Here is a 14,978-nt window from a genome sequence, read left to right on the forward strand (position 1 = left end):
ATCTACCTGAAGCTTATGCAGATACATTGGCTTCTGGTATTTGGGACAATATGGAAATCCTTCCTGAACTTGAAAAAATGGGACAGGGCATTCCAATTCATTTTGATAACGATTCAACACAAAATAAAGAACCTAAAACCCCTAAAAAGATGGCAGATTCATATTACGACCCTAAAGACCTAAGAAAATTTGGGAAAATCACCGAATGGAGCGAAGAACTGGGAACAAAATTCTTCGACTATTATGGTAAGGTTTTCGAAGAAGGCGCACTTAGTGCAAGAGAAAAATCTTTGATTGCCTTGGCAGTATCCCATGTGGTAAAGTGTCCATATTGTATAGATGCCTATACAAAAGATGGCTTGCAAAAAGGCATCACCAAAGAAGAAATGATGGAAGCTGTTCATGTAGGTGCAGCCATTGAAAGTGGTGCAACTTTGGTACATGGTGTACAAATGATGAACAAATACAATAAATTATCAATGTAAGGAAGGAGCCTAGTTCAAAATTAGAATCGTGTCTCTGACTTTATGCCTATAAAATAATGCGTTATGAGTGAAAGCATATTGCCTCAAATGAAAAAGGCCAAAAAATCCATGAAAGCTCAGGAAAATGAGCTGGCAGAAATCAATAAGCAATTGGAAATTCTTAATGGTGGGGTTTTTGCAGATGGTGAGCTTCCTTACTTTAAGGATAAGATTGCAGAAATTGGGCATTTCCCGCTCCGGCCCAAAACGTTGGAAATTCTCCAGATTAATGTTGGCTATATGTGCAACCAGGTCTGTGAACATTGCCATGTGGATGCAGGACCAGACCGTAAAGAAATTATGACACGTGAAACAATGCAGCAATGTATCGAAGTCATAAAAAATACAGGGGCACATACATTAGACCTTACCGGTGGTGCTCCAGAAATGAATCCAGATTTTAGATGGTTTGTAGAAGAAGCCGCTAAAGCTGGAATCAAAGATTTTATTGTACGCTCCAACCTCACTATTATACGGGCCAACAAGAAGTACCATGATTTGCCGGACTTCTTTAAAAAGCACAATGTTCATGTAATTTCTTCCATGCCCCACTATACCCGTGGTAAAACGGACAAACAACGTGGAGATGGGGTTTTTGACAAATCCATAAAAGCATTGCAAGAATTGAATGCCAGAGGGTATGGCATGCCAGGCAGTGATTTGCGTTTGGATTTGGTTTACAATCCTTCTGGTGCATATTTGCCCGGAGATCAAATGGCAATGGAAAAAGATTTTAAAAAGGCTTTGGATGAGGATTTTGGAATTCAGTTCCATAACCTTTTTGCCATCACCAATTTGCCTATTGCTCGTTTTTTAGATTACCTAGTTGCATCAGAGAACTATGAGGATTATATGTATGCACTGGTTGAAGCCTATAATCCGGCCGCGGTGTCCAATGTAATGTGTACCAATACCATTTCCATTAGTTGGGACGGTTGGTTATACGACTGTGATTTTAACCAAATGCTAGACCTTAAGGTTGCTAGCAAGGTAAAACACATTAAAGACTATAATGAGGACATCTTAAACGATAGAAATATCATTATTTCCCAACACTGCTATGGTTGTACCGCAGGCGCAGGAAGTAGTTGCCAAGGGACAGTTGCATAATTAAAATGTATTAAAACAAAAGAATATGAGTTACTTACAAGCTACCAACGATCTATATAAAGAAGCCGCATTAACCCCGGACGTGGGTCTATGTTGCACTACGAACCCTATTTGGGAATTGCCAGGTTTAAAGATTCCCAGAATAATGCAAGAGATGAACTATGGTTGCGGTAGTACGGTGCATGCCAGAGATCTCTCTAACAACCCTAAAATGCTCTATGTAGGCGTAGGTGGGGGAATGGAGTTACTACAATTCTCTTATTTCAATCGTCAAAAAGGTGGAGTTGTTGGTGTTGACGTTGTTGATGAAATGCTTCAGGCTAGCAGCGATAATTTTAAAATTGCTGAAGAAGAAAATGATTGGTTCAGGTCAGAGTTTGTTGATTTGAAAAAGGGTGATGCCTTGAACCTTCCGGTCGAAGACAATTCAATTGATGTTGCAGCACAAAACTGCCTGTTCAACATTTTTAAGGAAGAAGATTTAAAGCGTGCTATTGAAGAAATGTACCGCGTTTTAAAACCGCACGGGAAGTTGGTTATGAGCGACCCCACCTGTGAGCAAGAAATGAATTCTGTTCTGAGAAATGATGATAGATTGCGAGCGCTCTGCTTAAGTGGTAGTTTGCCCATAAAACAATATGTAAAGGCTTTAACCGATGTTGGTTTTGGTACCATTGAAATAAGAGCTAGAAAGCCTTACCGTATTTTAGATCCCAAGAACTATCCTACGGATGAACTCATATATATTGAATCTATTGAGGTAGCCGCCATAAAAGACCCTATGCCAGAAGACGGTCCATGTATCTTTACCGGCAAAGCGGCCATATATTTTGGAGATGAAGATTATTTTGATGATCACAAAGGCCATGTGCTTTTAAAGAACCAACCTTTAGCTGTCTGTGACAAAACTGCGGGCGCCCTTGGTTCTTTAGAAAGGGATGATATTTTTATAAGCGAATCTACCTACCATTATGACGGTGGAGGCTGTTGTTAGAAAACAGTATTAACTATTTACAAAACCATCCAATATATCGTTGGGTGGTTTTTTACTTTTGGGAATAGTACTTATCGTTCTCGGTATGGCTTGTTTTAAGCCATTTACAGCTTTACTAACCTTTTCAACAGGCCAATAACAATTCTTCTGTGAAATATCCCAATAATAGAAAAGTAGAAACGCCCAAAGGTATTATGGTACTTCACTAAGGTTGTTAAATGAATCCTTCGTTTATCTTGTTCTCTATTTTCAAAAATAGAAATCCTAAAGTCTAAATGCTTATCAATTTCTTGTGTAATGATTTCGTTATCATTTCTATTGACAACTGTAAAGTAAACAGCTTTAGAGCCTATGGGGTAATGTTCTGCAATATTCGTATGTTCCTTAAAACCTCCCTTCTCTAAGCCAAAAAGACTGAATACCTTGTTTCTCATTCCCATTAACATATCTGCCCATTTAGGTGTTTGAAAAATGGTGGTAGCTATGCAATCCAAACTATCATTTTTTTGTGTAAATACTGAAAAAGAATCACAATAATGGTAATCATTAAAACCTTTTGTTATGATTGAATTTTCAGGGATTGTATGTGTCTTTATGACCTTTTTCATTCTGCATTTAACTTGCCAGAATTCATCAATAAGTTCCAATACAGGATTAAACAATAACCTCGCTTACAGGGCGTCGAAGAGATTTTGGAAGATCTGTTCCAACACCAAACCGAATTAATAAATCAGTTCTCCGATTTCCGATATTCAAGTAATTAGCCAACTGTGTCCGTACTTCTGGGACTTCAACGGCTTGGTTTACAAAAGAGTGTTTTAGTCCAAATGCTGTGGCCTGTAAAGCAAAACGTTGGTAACATCTTCCTGCCTTAATCCAATGTTCAATATCATCTTTTTCAGAAACGAGGGCAATAACTCCCGCTGAACTTCTTATCTGGTCTCTGTATTTATCATTTTCGGGCTTTTCATTAAAAACCATATCAAATAGCAGGCTACCAAAAAAAGTAGGTGAGGTAGGGTTGCCCGAAGTAGCTGTATAAAGACCATCACCATGTTTCATGGCTGAATGCGGATTAAATCGTATCCAATCTTTAAGTTCTTTTACAAAAGCTTTATCTCTCATTTGATCAGTATTTCCTGCAACCACGAACTCAAGAATAGTCTCTAAATCATTTGTGTCAGTAAATATTTGAGTTGAGATACCAGTGTCTTGTGCAATAATTTCTAACACCTTCAGTTGTTGTGCTGATGCTTTCTTACCTTCATAAGGCGCTCTTGTACACTGCCTTTTGGGAATTACTTTAAACAATTCCGATTGGCTTGAAGAAGTATGTTCAAAATCTATTTGAATTACTTCTGCCGAATCACTTTGAATCGAAACATTGGCTTCTAAGCTAAATACTCTAGCAGCATGCACAATATTCTCTGCGGCGCATCCTAGGCTTGCATAAAGATGGTGGTCATCCGGGTCTACTGCTGAACACCGTCTGGTAAAATCAGGTGAAATGGTAATTTTATTATTCCCTATTTTAAAAAACCATGGTTGGGTATTATGACTATTTGCTGCCAATGTTGCATATCTAATCAACTCGATCATTATTGCCCTATTTGAGCCGTCAAATTTGATTGAATGCCTCCAAGTATCATTAATTCTATCTATATATTTATGATTCTGATAGTTGTCGTTTAAAAAATACGTTAATCCACTAACCGCAACAGTTCCTGCTCCTGCAACAAAAATAAATTTTCGTCTTTTCATCATCTGTAGATTAATATTAGAAATGCCAGCCTAACTTTAAGGATATTTCAGGGATAAACAGTTGAGTATCATACGTACTTTCATCAACCACAACTTCTTTGTCTCCCGCTAACCTTAAATGCGCTGCCACCCATGGATTCAAATAGAAATTTTTATAAAACTTCCATACATGACCACCACCGACAGTGAATATTGTATTGTTGTAATTTGCTGTATTTAACTTAGCATCGGTCTGTATCTTACTGTCCCAATACTCTAAGCCGGTTCCTATCCACCAACCTTTAAAGTCCCGTTTAAAAAAGTAATCTACAACAGCTGCATAAGCCTTAATTTCATTGTTGGTAAAGCCATCTTTAATTACAAAGTCGGGTGTTTCAGCTCTTGCAATAATAGCTCTATATCTAAAATGATCGTGGCCAACCCAAACTGAAGCGTAATATCCTCCAGTTATATATGGTAATGCATCTAATTCAAAACCTACTTTGGTGTTTTTTGTTAGTTGATTATCAGCTTGTCCATAAGTGAAACTAAAGAAAAGAACATAGCAGATAGATAAGAATGTTGCTCTCATGATATGAATATATTTTTAAAAGCAAATTACTTTAGTGAATCTGTTTATGTAATGATTTTCATCATATAAGACGTTGTTTTTTAGTGGTGTGCAGCAAAAAGGATATGAATCCGTTTTAATGATTTACTTTTAACGATAAGTAAGGTTTGTACATTTTTAGTTAAGTATAAGGTGGCATTTACCAATCCTTTTTGACGCATGCTATGGAGTCTGTATTAGCGAGTCTACTTTTGTGAGTGCTTTTCCAAATTAAGCACAGTAATAAAGAATTCATTCTTGTTAACACTGCCTCTTGGAACGTATAAGGTATTACTGGAAGAATCAAACGCCAAATCACCACAGTACGCTTCCTCACCAATCAATTGAGTCACTTCCTTTTGATTGTTTATGTAATATAGTCCGCTGTTTTCAACTGTAGTGACAAAAAAACCTCCTGTACCATCTTCGGTCAATCCATCAAAATCCTTCATAGTGGAACCTAGTTCAAAAGGTAATATAGCTCCTGTTCCGTAATCGATTGTTTTTATATGGAGACCCGCAACGGTTAATCCTTCCTCATGTGCAATTAGGCCATTGGCCCAAGCCAGTTTTTCTTCATCATGAGCCCATAATTCCAATTTATCATCTTTCAGTTTAAAAACGGAATGAACAAAAGAGCCAGTTACAAACACCTCTCCTTTTTCCGTAATGCCAACATCATTTAAACCAGAATTTTCAATTGGTTCTTGAAAAGTACCCACCATCTTTGTTGAGTTGATGTTAATTTTCACCAGTCTATCAACATCCGCTACATATAATATGGAATCTTTAATTGCCATTCCTGTTGGTCTATTAAGCTCACTGATCCAATGAAGCTCTAAAAGCTCTCCATTTTCAGATATTTTAGAAATAAAACCATCTGACCCAGTACGATATTTTTTCCCGTTTGAAGCATACATTACTTTATTTGCTTTATCAAGTACGACGCTTTCCACATTCATTAAACCTTCTTTTCTGAGCCAATCTTCTTTTGAAGAAATACGCCAACCTATTGTTGTTGTGTCATTATCAATCGTTTCTTCCTTCACAACTTTGTTGGATTGCTTGCAACTGCAAAACCATAGAAAAGCAAAAAGGATTGTTACGAGTTTCATCGTCATAATCAAATTGAGTTGGAATGAGCACTGGGCTATATCTTGTGCAAAGTGCAATGAAGTTATCTGTATTTAAATTAAAAACAAATTAAACCGTTGGATCACTTTTTATTTCAACACATCCAAATTAAGTTAGAAAGCGGTTAATCGACACAATAATGCGGGTTGTCCTTCCCCCTGCATACCGATCAACCAAGAAAAGAATCTGTTAAACCGACTCAATGGTCGGTAACAATATTAAGGCATCAAGTTTTAAGCCTGATTTTTGCTTTTCACCGATTTTTCCTACAAATACATCCTCATTTATTTCGATTAGGGCGAATCTGTAGAATCTTTGTTACAGACTTAACGGTCTATTTAACCCAAAACCCAAATCATATGGAAAAGAACCTAAAAAGACGTGAAACCATGCACCGATTATGTGCTAAAGGCCTGGAAATATTTCATGAAAAGGGCTATTACAATACCAGTTTAGATGATATTTTAAAAGAGTTGGAGCTTTCCAAGGGTGCATTTTATCATCACTTTAAGTCCAAGGAAGATTATTTTATCACTATTATACAAAATTTGATTGTTCAGAAAGTGTATGCCTTGTTGGTAGAGCCATTGAATACTCAAGAAAACCCTTTGCCCATTATTTTGGATAGTCTGGAAAATGCTTTGGAGCCAGGCAAACGAAATGAAATGGCATACGGCTTTATGTTAAACGATTTTTTAACTGAATTCAATAAGCGAAATCTTGAAATAAGCACCTATTTAAAGGATATCATTAAGGTATGGGAAGTTAATCTGGTTTCTGTATTAAAAAGAGGCAAAATTGATGGTCATATAGCTAGGCATATTGATTGTGAAGGAGTCGCCACCTACATTATTGCATCTTATTTGGGAATGCGTTCTTTATTGATGGACAATACCAACAGACAATTAAAATATCAATACGTACAGCAATTAAAACATTACTTTAATTCAATTACCGAACGGAGCGTGATTGCCTAAGATTCCAATACCTTCTCAATTTTGGCCACGATCTGACCAGGAGTTATAGTTTTCATAACATTCTCATATCCGTTAGGAAGTTTGTTGCCATAAACTGAGGTAGGAATCAACGGATATTGCTTGCGGTCTGCCAACAAAGCATTTTCTATTGGTTGATTATAAGGATAGAATCCAGCATAAGGGTGGGTCACGCCCCAAAGTGTTACCACGGGAATACCATAGTTTGCTGCTAAATGTGAATTGCCACTGTCCATGCTAAGCATAAGGTCCAAATTTGAAATCAAGGTTAATTCTTCGGACAACTTAAGCTTTCCTGCCATATTAACAACGCCCTTATTTTCTCTCTGAATAGCTTCTAACTGTTGAATTTCCATAGGGCCGCCACCAAACAACAAGATTTTATACTTTTCGGTATTATTTAATTTTTCTATTGCTTTTTTTGTTAAGTCCAACGGATACATTTTGCCTTCATGAGCTGCAAAAGGTGCAATTCCCAACCATTTTTTTGCGTCTCTTCCCACCAATTCAATTACTTTATCTGGCAGGGATTGTCGCTTTAACAACTCTGCTTTTGATAGGTCAACAGGAAAACCCAAATTCTCAAAAACATCCGCGTAACGTTGATGGGTGCTTTTTAATTGCTGGAAGATCTTATTCTTGGAACGGGTGAGGGTCTTTTTCTCTGAACGCCCTTTATCAATTTGAACAAAAGGTGTTTTATCCAATGCAAAATACTTTTTCAATATTCGGCTTCGGAGTACATTATGTAAATCTGCCACGTAATCAACCTGTAGTTTTTTAAGTTCTTGGTACAATCGCCATAATCCAATAAGGCCTTTATGGCGTTTCTTAACATCCGCTTCATAAACAGAGACTCGCTCTAAACCTGAAAAAATTGGTAAAAACAGCTTCTTGGTAAGGACCGTTATTTGCGCCTCGGGATATTTTGCCAACACGGATTGTAAAACAGGAACGGTCATGGCTACATCTCCCATTGCAGAAAGTCTAATAACCAAAATATGGGTGGGTTTACCCTTTTTGTCCACGGAGCACCGGGTTTAATTCATCATCGTTGTACATCTTCATTTGTTTGTAGACTTTCATGTACTTATTTCCAGATTCAATATCAAGAAGCAATTGGTCAATTGCGGTTGAAAGGTCTTTCTTTTGCTCCAAAAGAACATTCAATTTCTCGCTGCATTTCTTAACATGCTCAGCAGAAGCATCCGTTCTATTGGCTTCTTCCTGCATGTGATAAATCTTCAATGCCAAAATGGAAAGTCTGTCAATGGCCCAAGCCGGGCTTTCCGTATTTATCGTGGCATCATCTTTAACTTTAACAGATTGATACTTTTTTAAAAAATAACTATCAATATACTCTACAAGATCTGTACGGTCTTGATTGCTGGCGTCTATTTTCCGTTTAAGGTCAAGCGCATCATCTGCATTTATAGATGGGTCTCGAATGATGTCCTCATAATGCCATTGCACGGTATCTATCCAATTTTTTCTATATAACAAATGCTCTACTTGATCCTTCGGGTAGAGGTTCACAAATTCTTGATAGACATTATCTTCTACATGATATTTGTTGATGCTTTCTTCAAAAATCTTAAAGGCAAGAGAACTAAACATAGACCAGTTAATTTAGCACAAAGATATTGCTTTATGGTTTACAGATTAAGCTCCAACAGAAAAAGGACAAAGGACAAAGCAATACATATTCCTACAACAACTTCCTTTAACCTTGCTTTTTTAATCGTCTCCAAATAATTGGTCAAAAAAACTGCGGCTGGAAAAAACGCGATTAAAACTGGAGACGCACTATTTGACTTGAACAGACTTATAAAAATCCCAAAGACAAAAGCTAAAAAAACAATGCGCAGCGGAACCAGTTTTCCACCGCCCTTCTTTCTTACTTTTAAAAAAACCAAAGACATTACTGCCAACAATAAGAGGACATAAAACAATAGTTTTATTATGCCCGGGTTTGAAAAAAAGTCGGTTTTTAGAAAATCAAAAGAAAACCTATAGTGCTCTGCAAAAAAAAATGTTTGCCCATTTAACCTTAAAAAAGCAAAAGTCAAGATGAAAAAGGTTAACACGCCTATAATTGGGACCAACCAATTTTTAAACGTTTTCCTATCATACACGTTGATAACAAAAAATACCAAAACAAAAAATACCAAAGCCCAATCGTAAAAAAGACTGGCAGCACAAATTAAGAGTGATGCATCAAAAATCTTGTGCTTAACATTTTTAATGGATTTAATAGCAAGCAATCGCCAGGTGGCAAGCAGTAAAAAAAAGTTGCAAAAAATGGCATTTTTATCTGCAAGCACTTCTGAAAAAGCAACAATCAATAAAACAAAAAAAAGGATTGCGTACGAACTGAAATCCGTTACTTTCTCAACACGAACAATTCTATTGATGATATAAATGGATAGAAGAAGGACCCCAACCGCTAAAACATTTAAGGGTATGGTATCCACGCTGATTTCTTGGTTAGCTTTTAAAAAAACGAAACCGGCATAAAAAAGGAACAGAAAAACCGATAGAACAACGTAGTTTATTGGTTTTGTTTTTCCGAAAAAGCTTGAAATCATGTTTGGTTTTACTACTTTTGTAAAGTAAATATAGCTAAGATGAGCAAGTTTTTTTACGGCATTGAGGACTTATTTGTAAATGGTCTTTTTGCGCCTTATGATTTTTTCCGTTTTATGCAAAACTGGTGGGGTTCCAATTCGGTTAACTGGATTTTTGCAATTATTGGTTTAGTGGCCATGGTATATTGGATGAACCAGTTGAAAATTTTCAACGACAATGGAGAAGAGGACAAGAGTATTACCTCACATTCCTACCTATAAATCGAACCCGAGGTCTTTTCTGTAATACATGCCATCAAAATGTAGTTTTTCTATATTTTGATAGGATTTTTGTAGTGCTTCCTTAAAGTCATTTCCAAATGAAGTAATTGCAATAACGCGACCTCCGTTGGTGACTACTTTTCCATCACTTTGTTTTGTTCCCGCATGAAAGACCAAGGAATCTTTTATGTTTTCAATCCCTTTTATCTCTTTTCCTTTTTCGTATGCTTCCGGATAGCCCCCTGAAACTGCCATTACCGTTGTGGCCGATCTTTCGTCTATTTCCAGATTGATTTTATCCAGACTTCCCTGGGCCATGGCCTCAAGGACATTAACTAAATCATTCTTAATTCTGGGAACAACCACTTCGGTCTCTGGATCCCCCATACGTACATTGTATTCAATAACCTTTGGTTCTTCACCAACTTTTATCAATCCTATAAAAATGAATCCCACGTAGGGCAGATTATCCTTTTTAAGGCCATCTACGGTAGGTTTTACTATCTGCTGTTCTATTTTGTCCATAAGTACAGCATCTGCGAAAGGAACCGGAGAAATGGCTCCCATACCGCCTGTGTTAAGCCCTGTATCTCCTTCGCCAATGCGTTTGTAATCTTTTGCAGTAGGAAGTATTTTATAGTTAGTGCCATCTGTAAGCACAAAACAGCTCAATTCTATTCCATCCAAGAACTCCTCAATAACTACTGTAGCACTGGCAGAACCAAATTTCGAATCTAACAGCATGGATTTTAGTTCCGCTTTTGCTTCATCTAAATCTTGAAGAATTAGAACGCCTTTTCCAGCGGCCAATCCATCGGCTTTGAGCACGTATGGCGGCTTTAGTGTTTCCAAAAACATATAACCCTTTTCCACCGTATCTGAGGTAAAACTTTCATAAGCCGCGGTCGGAATCTGATGGCGCATCATAAATTCCTTTGCAAACTCCTTGCTCCCTTCCAATTCTGCGGCTGCTTTTTGCGGGCCTATCACGGAAATGTCTTTTAAATCATCATCGGCCAAGAAGAAATCATGAACTCCATTTACAAGTGGGTCCTCCGGTCCTACTACCACCAAATCTATTTTTTTAGCCAGTACCAATGCTTTAATACTTTTAAAATCATTTACACCAACCTCAACATTGGTGGCAATTTCAGAAGTACCTGCATTGCCCGGGGCAACAAACAGTTTTTCTACTTTAGGGCTTTGTGAGATTTTAAGGGATATCGCATGTTCGCGACCTCCTGAACCAAGGACCAGAATATTCATCAATCGAAATTTTGGCAAAAATACGGTTTGATGAGGATTTGCCTATTTGTTTGCAGAGAAATCTCTATGATTCTTGCTCAATTCTTCAGATGAAAGTGATTGAAAATATTCATATACCTTCTTAAGTCCCTCCGAACGGTGTACCTTGGGTTCCCACCCCAATATCTCTTTGGCTCTGGAAATATCTGGTTGTCGTTGCAATGGGTCGTCCTTAGGCAATGGCTTAAAGGTTATTTTTTGATCGGTCCCCGTTAGCTTGATAATCTCTTCAGCAAACTCCAGAATTGTAGTCTCATCTGGATTGCCTATGTTGACAGGAAGGTGGTAATTGCTCATCAATAGCCGATATATCCCTTCAATCTGGTCATCGATATATGTAAAAGACCTTGTCTGGGACCCATCACCAAAAACAGTTAAGTCCTCACCTCTTAGCGCTTGACCCATAAACGCGGGCACCACCCGTCCATCATTTAATCGCATTCTTGAACCATATGTATTAAAAATTCGAACGATACGAGTATCCAATCCATGATGGGTATGATACGCCATTGTTATGGACTCCATAAAACGCTTGGCCTCATCATATACACCTCTTGGACCAATAGGACTTACATTGCCATAATACTCTTCGTTTTGTGGATGTACTAGGGGGTCTCCATAGACCTCTGAGGTTGAAGCAACCAATATCCTTGCATTCTTTTCCTTGGCGAGTCCCAGTAAGTTAAGAGTGCCCAGTGATCCCACTTTTAAGGTCTCAATTGGAATTTTTAAATAATCTATTGGACTTGCCGGGGAGGCAAAATGAAGAATATAGTCCAGATCACCAGCAATATGAACAAAAGTTGATACATCATGATGGTGGAACTCAAAATGCTCCAATGGAAACAGGTGTTCTATATTCTTTAGGTTACCGGTTATTAGGTTGTCCATACCGATGACTTGGAAGCCTAACTTAATAAAATAGTCACATAAATGTGAACCTAAGAATCCGGCAGCGCCAGTAATCAAAACTCTTTTCATTTGTTTGTTGTTTAGTATCTAAAAACTTCTTTTTATTGAACTAATTATCCATTGCAAGGCAAAAATAGTTGAACCGCATAGGCCTGCCCTTTTCTATATTGAAAATCCTTTTTAAAAATGTATTAATATGCTTTTTCCTCCCCTGAAATCGCATTCAAAACTGTTTGTATTATAATCTTAATATCTAGAAAAAATGACCAGTTCTCAATATAGAATATATCGAACTTAGTTCTATTAAGTATATCCATGTCTTTTTCTATCTCACCTCTATAACCACGTATCTGAGCTAGGCCTGTTATTCCAGGTTTTACAAAATGACGTAGCATATATTTGTTTACCTGTCCAGCAAATTTGTACGTATGGCTAACCATATGCGGTCTAGGACCAACAACTGACATTGTGCCAAAAAAAACATTATAGAATTGTGGCAATTCATCTATGCTCGTACGTCTAATAAATTTACCCACTTTGGTTACCCGCATGTCATTCTTAACAGTATGATTATCATCTGCAGTCTCATTTGCCATGGACCTAAACTTATAGCAATAGAATTCCCTATTGTCTATTCCATTTCGCTTTTGTCTAAAGAATACTGGGCCTCTGGATTCCGCAATAATTATTAAGGCCAATAATGGTGTTAACCAGGAAAGGATGCCTAAAATTATTACTGCTGAAAAAAAAATGTCGAATGCTCTTTTTAAAAAGGAATTAATGGTGCTATGCAAGGGTATATCCCTTAGTGAAAGTATTGGGATATAATCATAATATTCAAATCTCAATTTCTTGGCAAAAATTTTCCTGTTGTCCGGAATGAACTTCAAGGTCTTTAAATTATTATCTGCAAAATCGATAAACTCCGATATTTCTTCGTCTTTCAACGCTGAAACCGAGCAGTATATCTCATCAATATTGTTTCTAAGTATAAAGCCAAAACAATCCCTTACCTCAAATTCATTAGATTTTGAAGAAAATTGCTTTACAAAATGAAATCCGAATTCTGTTCTTTCTTGAAAAACTTTTATTAGTTGTTGTGTGTTTTTGTTTTTGCCAATAACCACAACATTTCTAAGATTCCCCTTTACACGTTCTCTATACTTCATTAACAGCACATAGTTTAGAAACTTCAGGGTAGTAACCGTCAAGAAAACGAAAATAAAATATTGGCCTAATGCTAACCTGCTCATAATAGGCTGTTTAAAGAACCCTATATATGCATACAAGATGAGAAAGAAAAATACAAACTGAGTAAACAATATTTTTAGAATATAGGTCACCTTTGTATATCTATATACTGAGTAAAACTCATTTTTTAAGGACACAATGATCCAAGCAAGGGATATGTATCCATGAAAGAGTGTTGGATTTTGAAAATTTATGGGCATGGAATAAGCAAATATGTTTATTACCAATAAATCCATTAGATATGATATGGGGTTAATAAATCCTGAATATCTGCCTTGTTTGAAGAACATTTATATTTTATTGAACAAGTTATAGCATCTTATTGTTGCAAAAATACTTCTTATAAAGGTTATTGGACATGCTCTCAAAAAAAGGAATACAATCATGTAAGAACTAACGAGTGATGGATTTCCCTATTCTTTATGATCTAACTTCAGTTTCATAGATTTTCTCTAATTGTTCTATGTTCTTTTCCATATTGAAGTTGCGTTCAAAAAGCTCCACTGCGTTAACTTCAAAACCTTTACGCAATTGTGAATCAAGGTGTAATCGCACTATTTTTTCTGACATTTCAACTATATCTTCTTGAGGTACCAAAAAGCCGTTATACCCATCTTGTATTAAATCTCTATTACCATCACAATCCGTTGCCACACATGCTTTTCCTAGCATTAGAGTTTCAATTATTGAGTATGGCAATCCCTCATATCGAGCAGTAGAAATATAAAATCTAGCATTTGAAATGATATTGAATATGTCCTCCCTAGAAGTCCAAGGCAATAAAGTAACATTTTCCGTGAGTCCTAAATAGGTGATAAGTTTATCAATCTTACTTAGATTGGGGGAATGATATCCGATTCCCATAAGAACCAAATGGACTTCTGACTGCTTGTGCTTAACCTCTGCCAGAACCCTTATCATCATTTCAATATTTTTTTGATATGAAGGGCGCCCCACTGAGCAAATGTAATTATCTGGCCATGTTTTATTTATGGACAATTGAGACACATCCTGTGAAGCTGTAATTGAATTATTAAATAAAAGAACCTTTTCTTTTTTGTACTTGACTTCTTTCAACGCCCTGTTCATTTCGGATTGGGAAGATGCCAAAACTTTACTGTTGGCAAAGGAAGTCATGCGTTCCAACCTAAGATACATACTTCTTTTAAACCAGCCCTGGGCACTGAGATAAGAATAAGCCTGAGGAGTATGAAAACTCGGAATATTTAAAATCGCACCAATAGTTTTTCCCAAGATGCCGCCTTTTGCACTATGAGCATGTATTAGATCAGGCTTTTCTCTTTTTATTATTCTTAACGCCTTAATGAGCGCCTTGAAATCCTTGAACAAGGAAATATCCCTTTGTATGGAAATCTTATATTCTTCCACCTCTTCGCCCTTATCGTCTAAATATGGGGTTGTAGTGTCATTAATGCCGTGGATAGCAATACTTTTAAAAATCTTGCTGTCCAAGTTTTCTAAAATTAAGCGAAGGGCTACATCTACCCCTCCAACCGAATTCAGAATATGGATTATCTTAATTTTTTCTTTCAA

At 36.9% G+C, this 14,978-nt stretch carries 16 protein-coding genes; 5 read left to right on the forward strand and 11 right to left on the reverse strand.

Annotation, left to right across the window (positions count from 1 at the left end; translation table 11 throughout):
* Positions 1-149: 149 nt before the first annotated feature.
* From DKG77_RS03075 to arsM, 3 genes are all read left to right on the forward strand, one after another.
* Positions 150-485, forward strand: coding sequence for an arsenosugar biosynthesis-associated peroxidase-like protein (locus DKG77_RS03075; RefSeq protein ID WP_094999161.1), 336 nt, complete (start codon positions 150-152; stop codon positions 483-485).
* Between the two features lie 87 nt (positions 486-572).
* On the forward strand, positions 573-1,634 hold the full coding sequence (arsS, locus tag DKG77_RS03080) for an arsenosugar biosynthesis radical SAM (seleno)protein ArsS (RefSeq protein ID WP_109661410.1): 1,062 nt from the start codon (positions 573-575) through the stop codon (positions 1,632-1,634).
* A gap of 25 nt (positions 1,635-1,659) precedes the next feature.
* On the forward strand, positions 1,660-2,628 hold the full coding sequence (gene arsM, locus DKG77_RS03085; protein ID WP_109660076.1) for an arsenosugar biosynthesis arsenite methyltransferase ArsM: 969 nt from the start codon (positions 1,660-1,662) through the stop codon (positions 2,626-2,628).
* Positions 2,629-2,732: 104 nt separating this feature from the next.
* Here arsM and DKG77_RS03090 read toward each other — a convergent pair whose 3' ends face one another.
* From DKG77_RS03090 to DKG77_RS03105, 4 genes are all read right to left on the reverse strand, one after another.
* Positions 2,733-3,236: a DUF2867 domain-containing protein gene (locus DKG77_RS03090; protein ID WP_109660078.1), complete on the reverse strand. Its 504-nt coding sequence runs from the start codon at positions 3,234-3,236 to the stop codon at positions 2,733-2,735.
* A 46-nt stretch (positions 3,237-3,282) separates the two neighbouring features.
* Positions 3,283-4,389, reverse strand: coding sequence for an Acg family FMN-binding oxidoreductase (locus DKG77_RS03095; protein ID WP_109660080.1), 1,107 nt, complete (start codon positions 4,387-4,389; stop codon positions 3,283-3,285).
* Between the two features lie 16 nt (positions 4,390-4,405).
* Complete coding sequence (locus DKG77_RS03100; protein WP_109660082.1) at positions 4,406-4,960, reverse strand: hypothetical protein; 555 nt, start codon at positions 4,958-4,960, stop codon at positions 4,406-4,408.
* Positions 4,961-5,184: 224 nt separating this feature from the next.
* A complete protein-coding gene (locus DKG77_RS03105) occupies positions 5,185-6,027 on the reverse strand; it encodes an NHL repeat-containing protein (protein ID WP_165819335.1) in 843 nt (280 codons plus the stop codon).
* A 444-nt stretch (positions 6,028-6,471) separates the two neighbouring features.
* Between DKG77_RS03105 and DKG77_RS03110 the strand changes: the two genes are divergently transcribed.
* Positions 6,472-7,089 (forward strand): TetR/AcrR family transcriptional regulator, encoded by a 618-nt coding sequence (locus DKG77_RS03110; protein ID WP_109660086.1) that lies wholly within the window; start codon positions 6,472-6,474, stop codon positions 7,087-7,089.
* On the opposite strand, the gene DKG77_RS03115 is transcribed toward DKG77_RS03110, so the two are convergent.
* Genes DKG77_RS03115 through DKG77_RS03125 form a run of 3 tightly spaced genes read right to left on the reverse strand, consistent with a single transcriptional unit; the run spans position 7,086 to position 9,695 of the window.
* Positions 7,086-8,135, reverse strand: coding sequence for a glycosyltransferase family 9 protein (locus DKG77_RS03115; RefSeq protein WP_243414807.1), 1,050 nt, complete (start codon positions 8,133-8,135; stop codon positions 7,086-7,088). The genes DKG77_RS03110 and DKG77_RS03115 overlap by 4 nt on opposite strands.
* On the reverse strand, positions 8,119-8,724 hold the full coding sequence (locus DKG77_RS03120; RefSeq protein WP_109660090.1) for a DUF4254 domain-containing protein: 606 nt from the start codon (positions 8,722-8,724) through the stop codon (positions 8,119-8,121). The genes DKG77_RS03115 and DKG77_RS03120 overlap by 17 nt, the downstream gene beginning before the upstream one ends.
* A gap of 38 nt (positions 8,725-8,762) precedes the next feature.
* Complete coding sequence (locus DKG77_RS03125) at positions 8,763-9,695, reverse strand: DUF6427 family protein (RefSeq protein WP_109660091.1); 933 nt, start codon at positions 9,693-9,695, stop codon at positions 8,763-8,765.
* Positions 9,696-9,734: 39 nt separating this feature from the next.
* Here DKG77_RS03125 and DKG77_RS03130 point away from each other — a divergent pair, with 39 nt between their 5' ends.
* Complete coding sequence (locus DKG77_RS03130; protein WP_109660093.1) at positions 9,735-9,956, forward strand: DUF6341 family protein; 222 nt, start codon at positions 9,735-9,737, stop codon at positions 9,954-9,956.
* On the opposite strand, the gene purD is transcribed toward DKG77_RS03130, so the two are convergent.
* From purD to DKG77_RS03150, 4 genes are all read right to left on the reverse strand, one after another.
* Complete coding sequence (gene purD / locus DKG77_RS03135) at positions 9,951-11,222, reverse strand: phosphoribosylamine--glycine ligase (RefSeq protein ID WP_109660095.1); 1,272 nt, start codon at positions 11,220-11,222, stop codon at positions 9,951-9,953. The two genes, DKG77_RS03130 and purD, sit on opposite strands and share 6 nt — an antisense overlap.
* A 42-nt stretch (positions 11,223-11,264) precedes the next feature.
* A complete protein-coding gene (locus DKG77_RS03140) occupies positions 11,265-12,242 on the reverse strand; it encodes a UDP-glucuronic acid decarboxylase family protein (RefSeq protein WP_109660097.1) in 978 nt (325 codons plus the stop codon).
* 122 nt (positions 12,243-12,364) lie between these two features.
* Positions 12,365-13,714: an exopolysaccharide biosynthesis polyprenyl glycosylphosphotransferase gene (locus tag DKG77_RS03145; protein ID WP_109660099.1), complete on the reverse strand. Its 1,350-nt coding sequence runs from the start codon at positions 13,712-13,714 to the stop codon at positions 12,365-12,367.
* 130 nt (positions 13,715-13,844) lie between these two features.
* The gene (locus DKG77_RS03150; protein WP_109660101.1) at positions 13,845-14,978 is read right to left on the reverse strand and encodes a glycosyltransferase; all 1,134 of its coding nucleotides are present in this window, start codon (positions 14,976-14,978) and stop codon (positions 13,845-13,847) included.

Source organism: Flagellimonas aquimarina, from assembly GCF_003149745.1.
GTDB classification, from domain to species: domain Bacteria; phylum Bacteroidota; class Bacteroidia; order Flavobacteriales; family Flavobacteriaceae; genus Flagellimonas; species Flagellimonas aquimarina.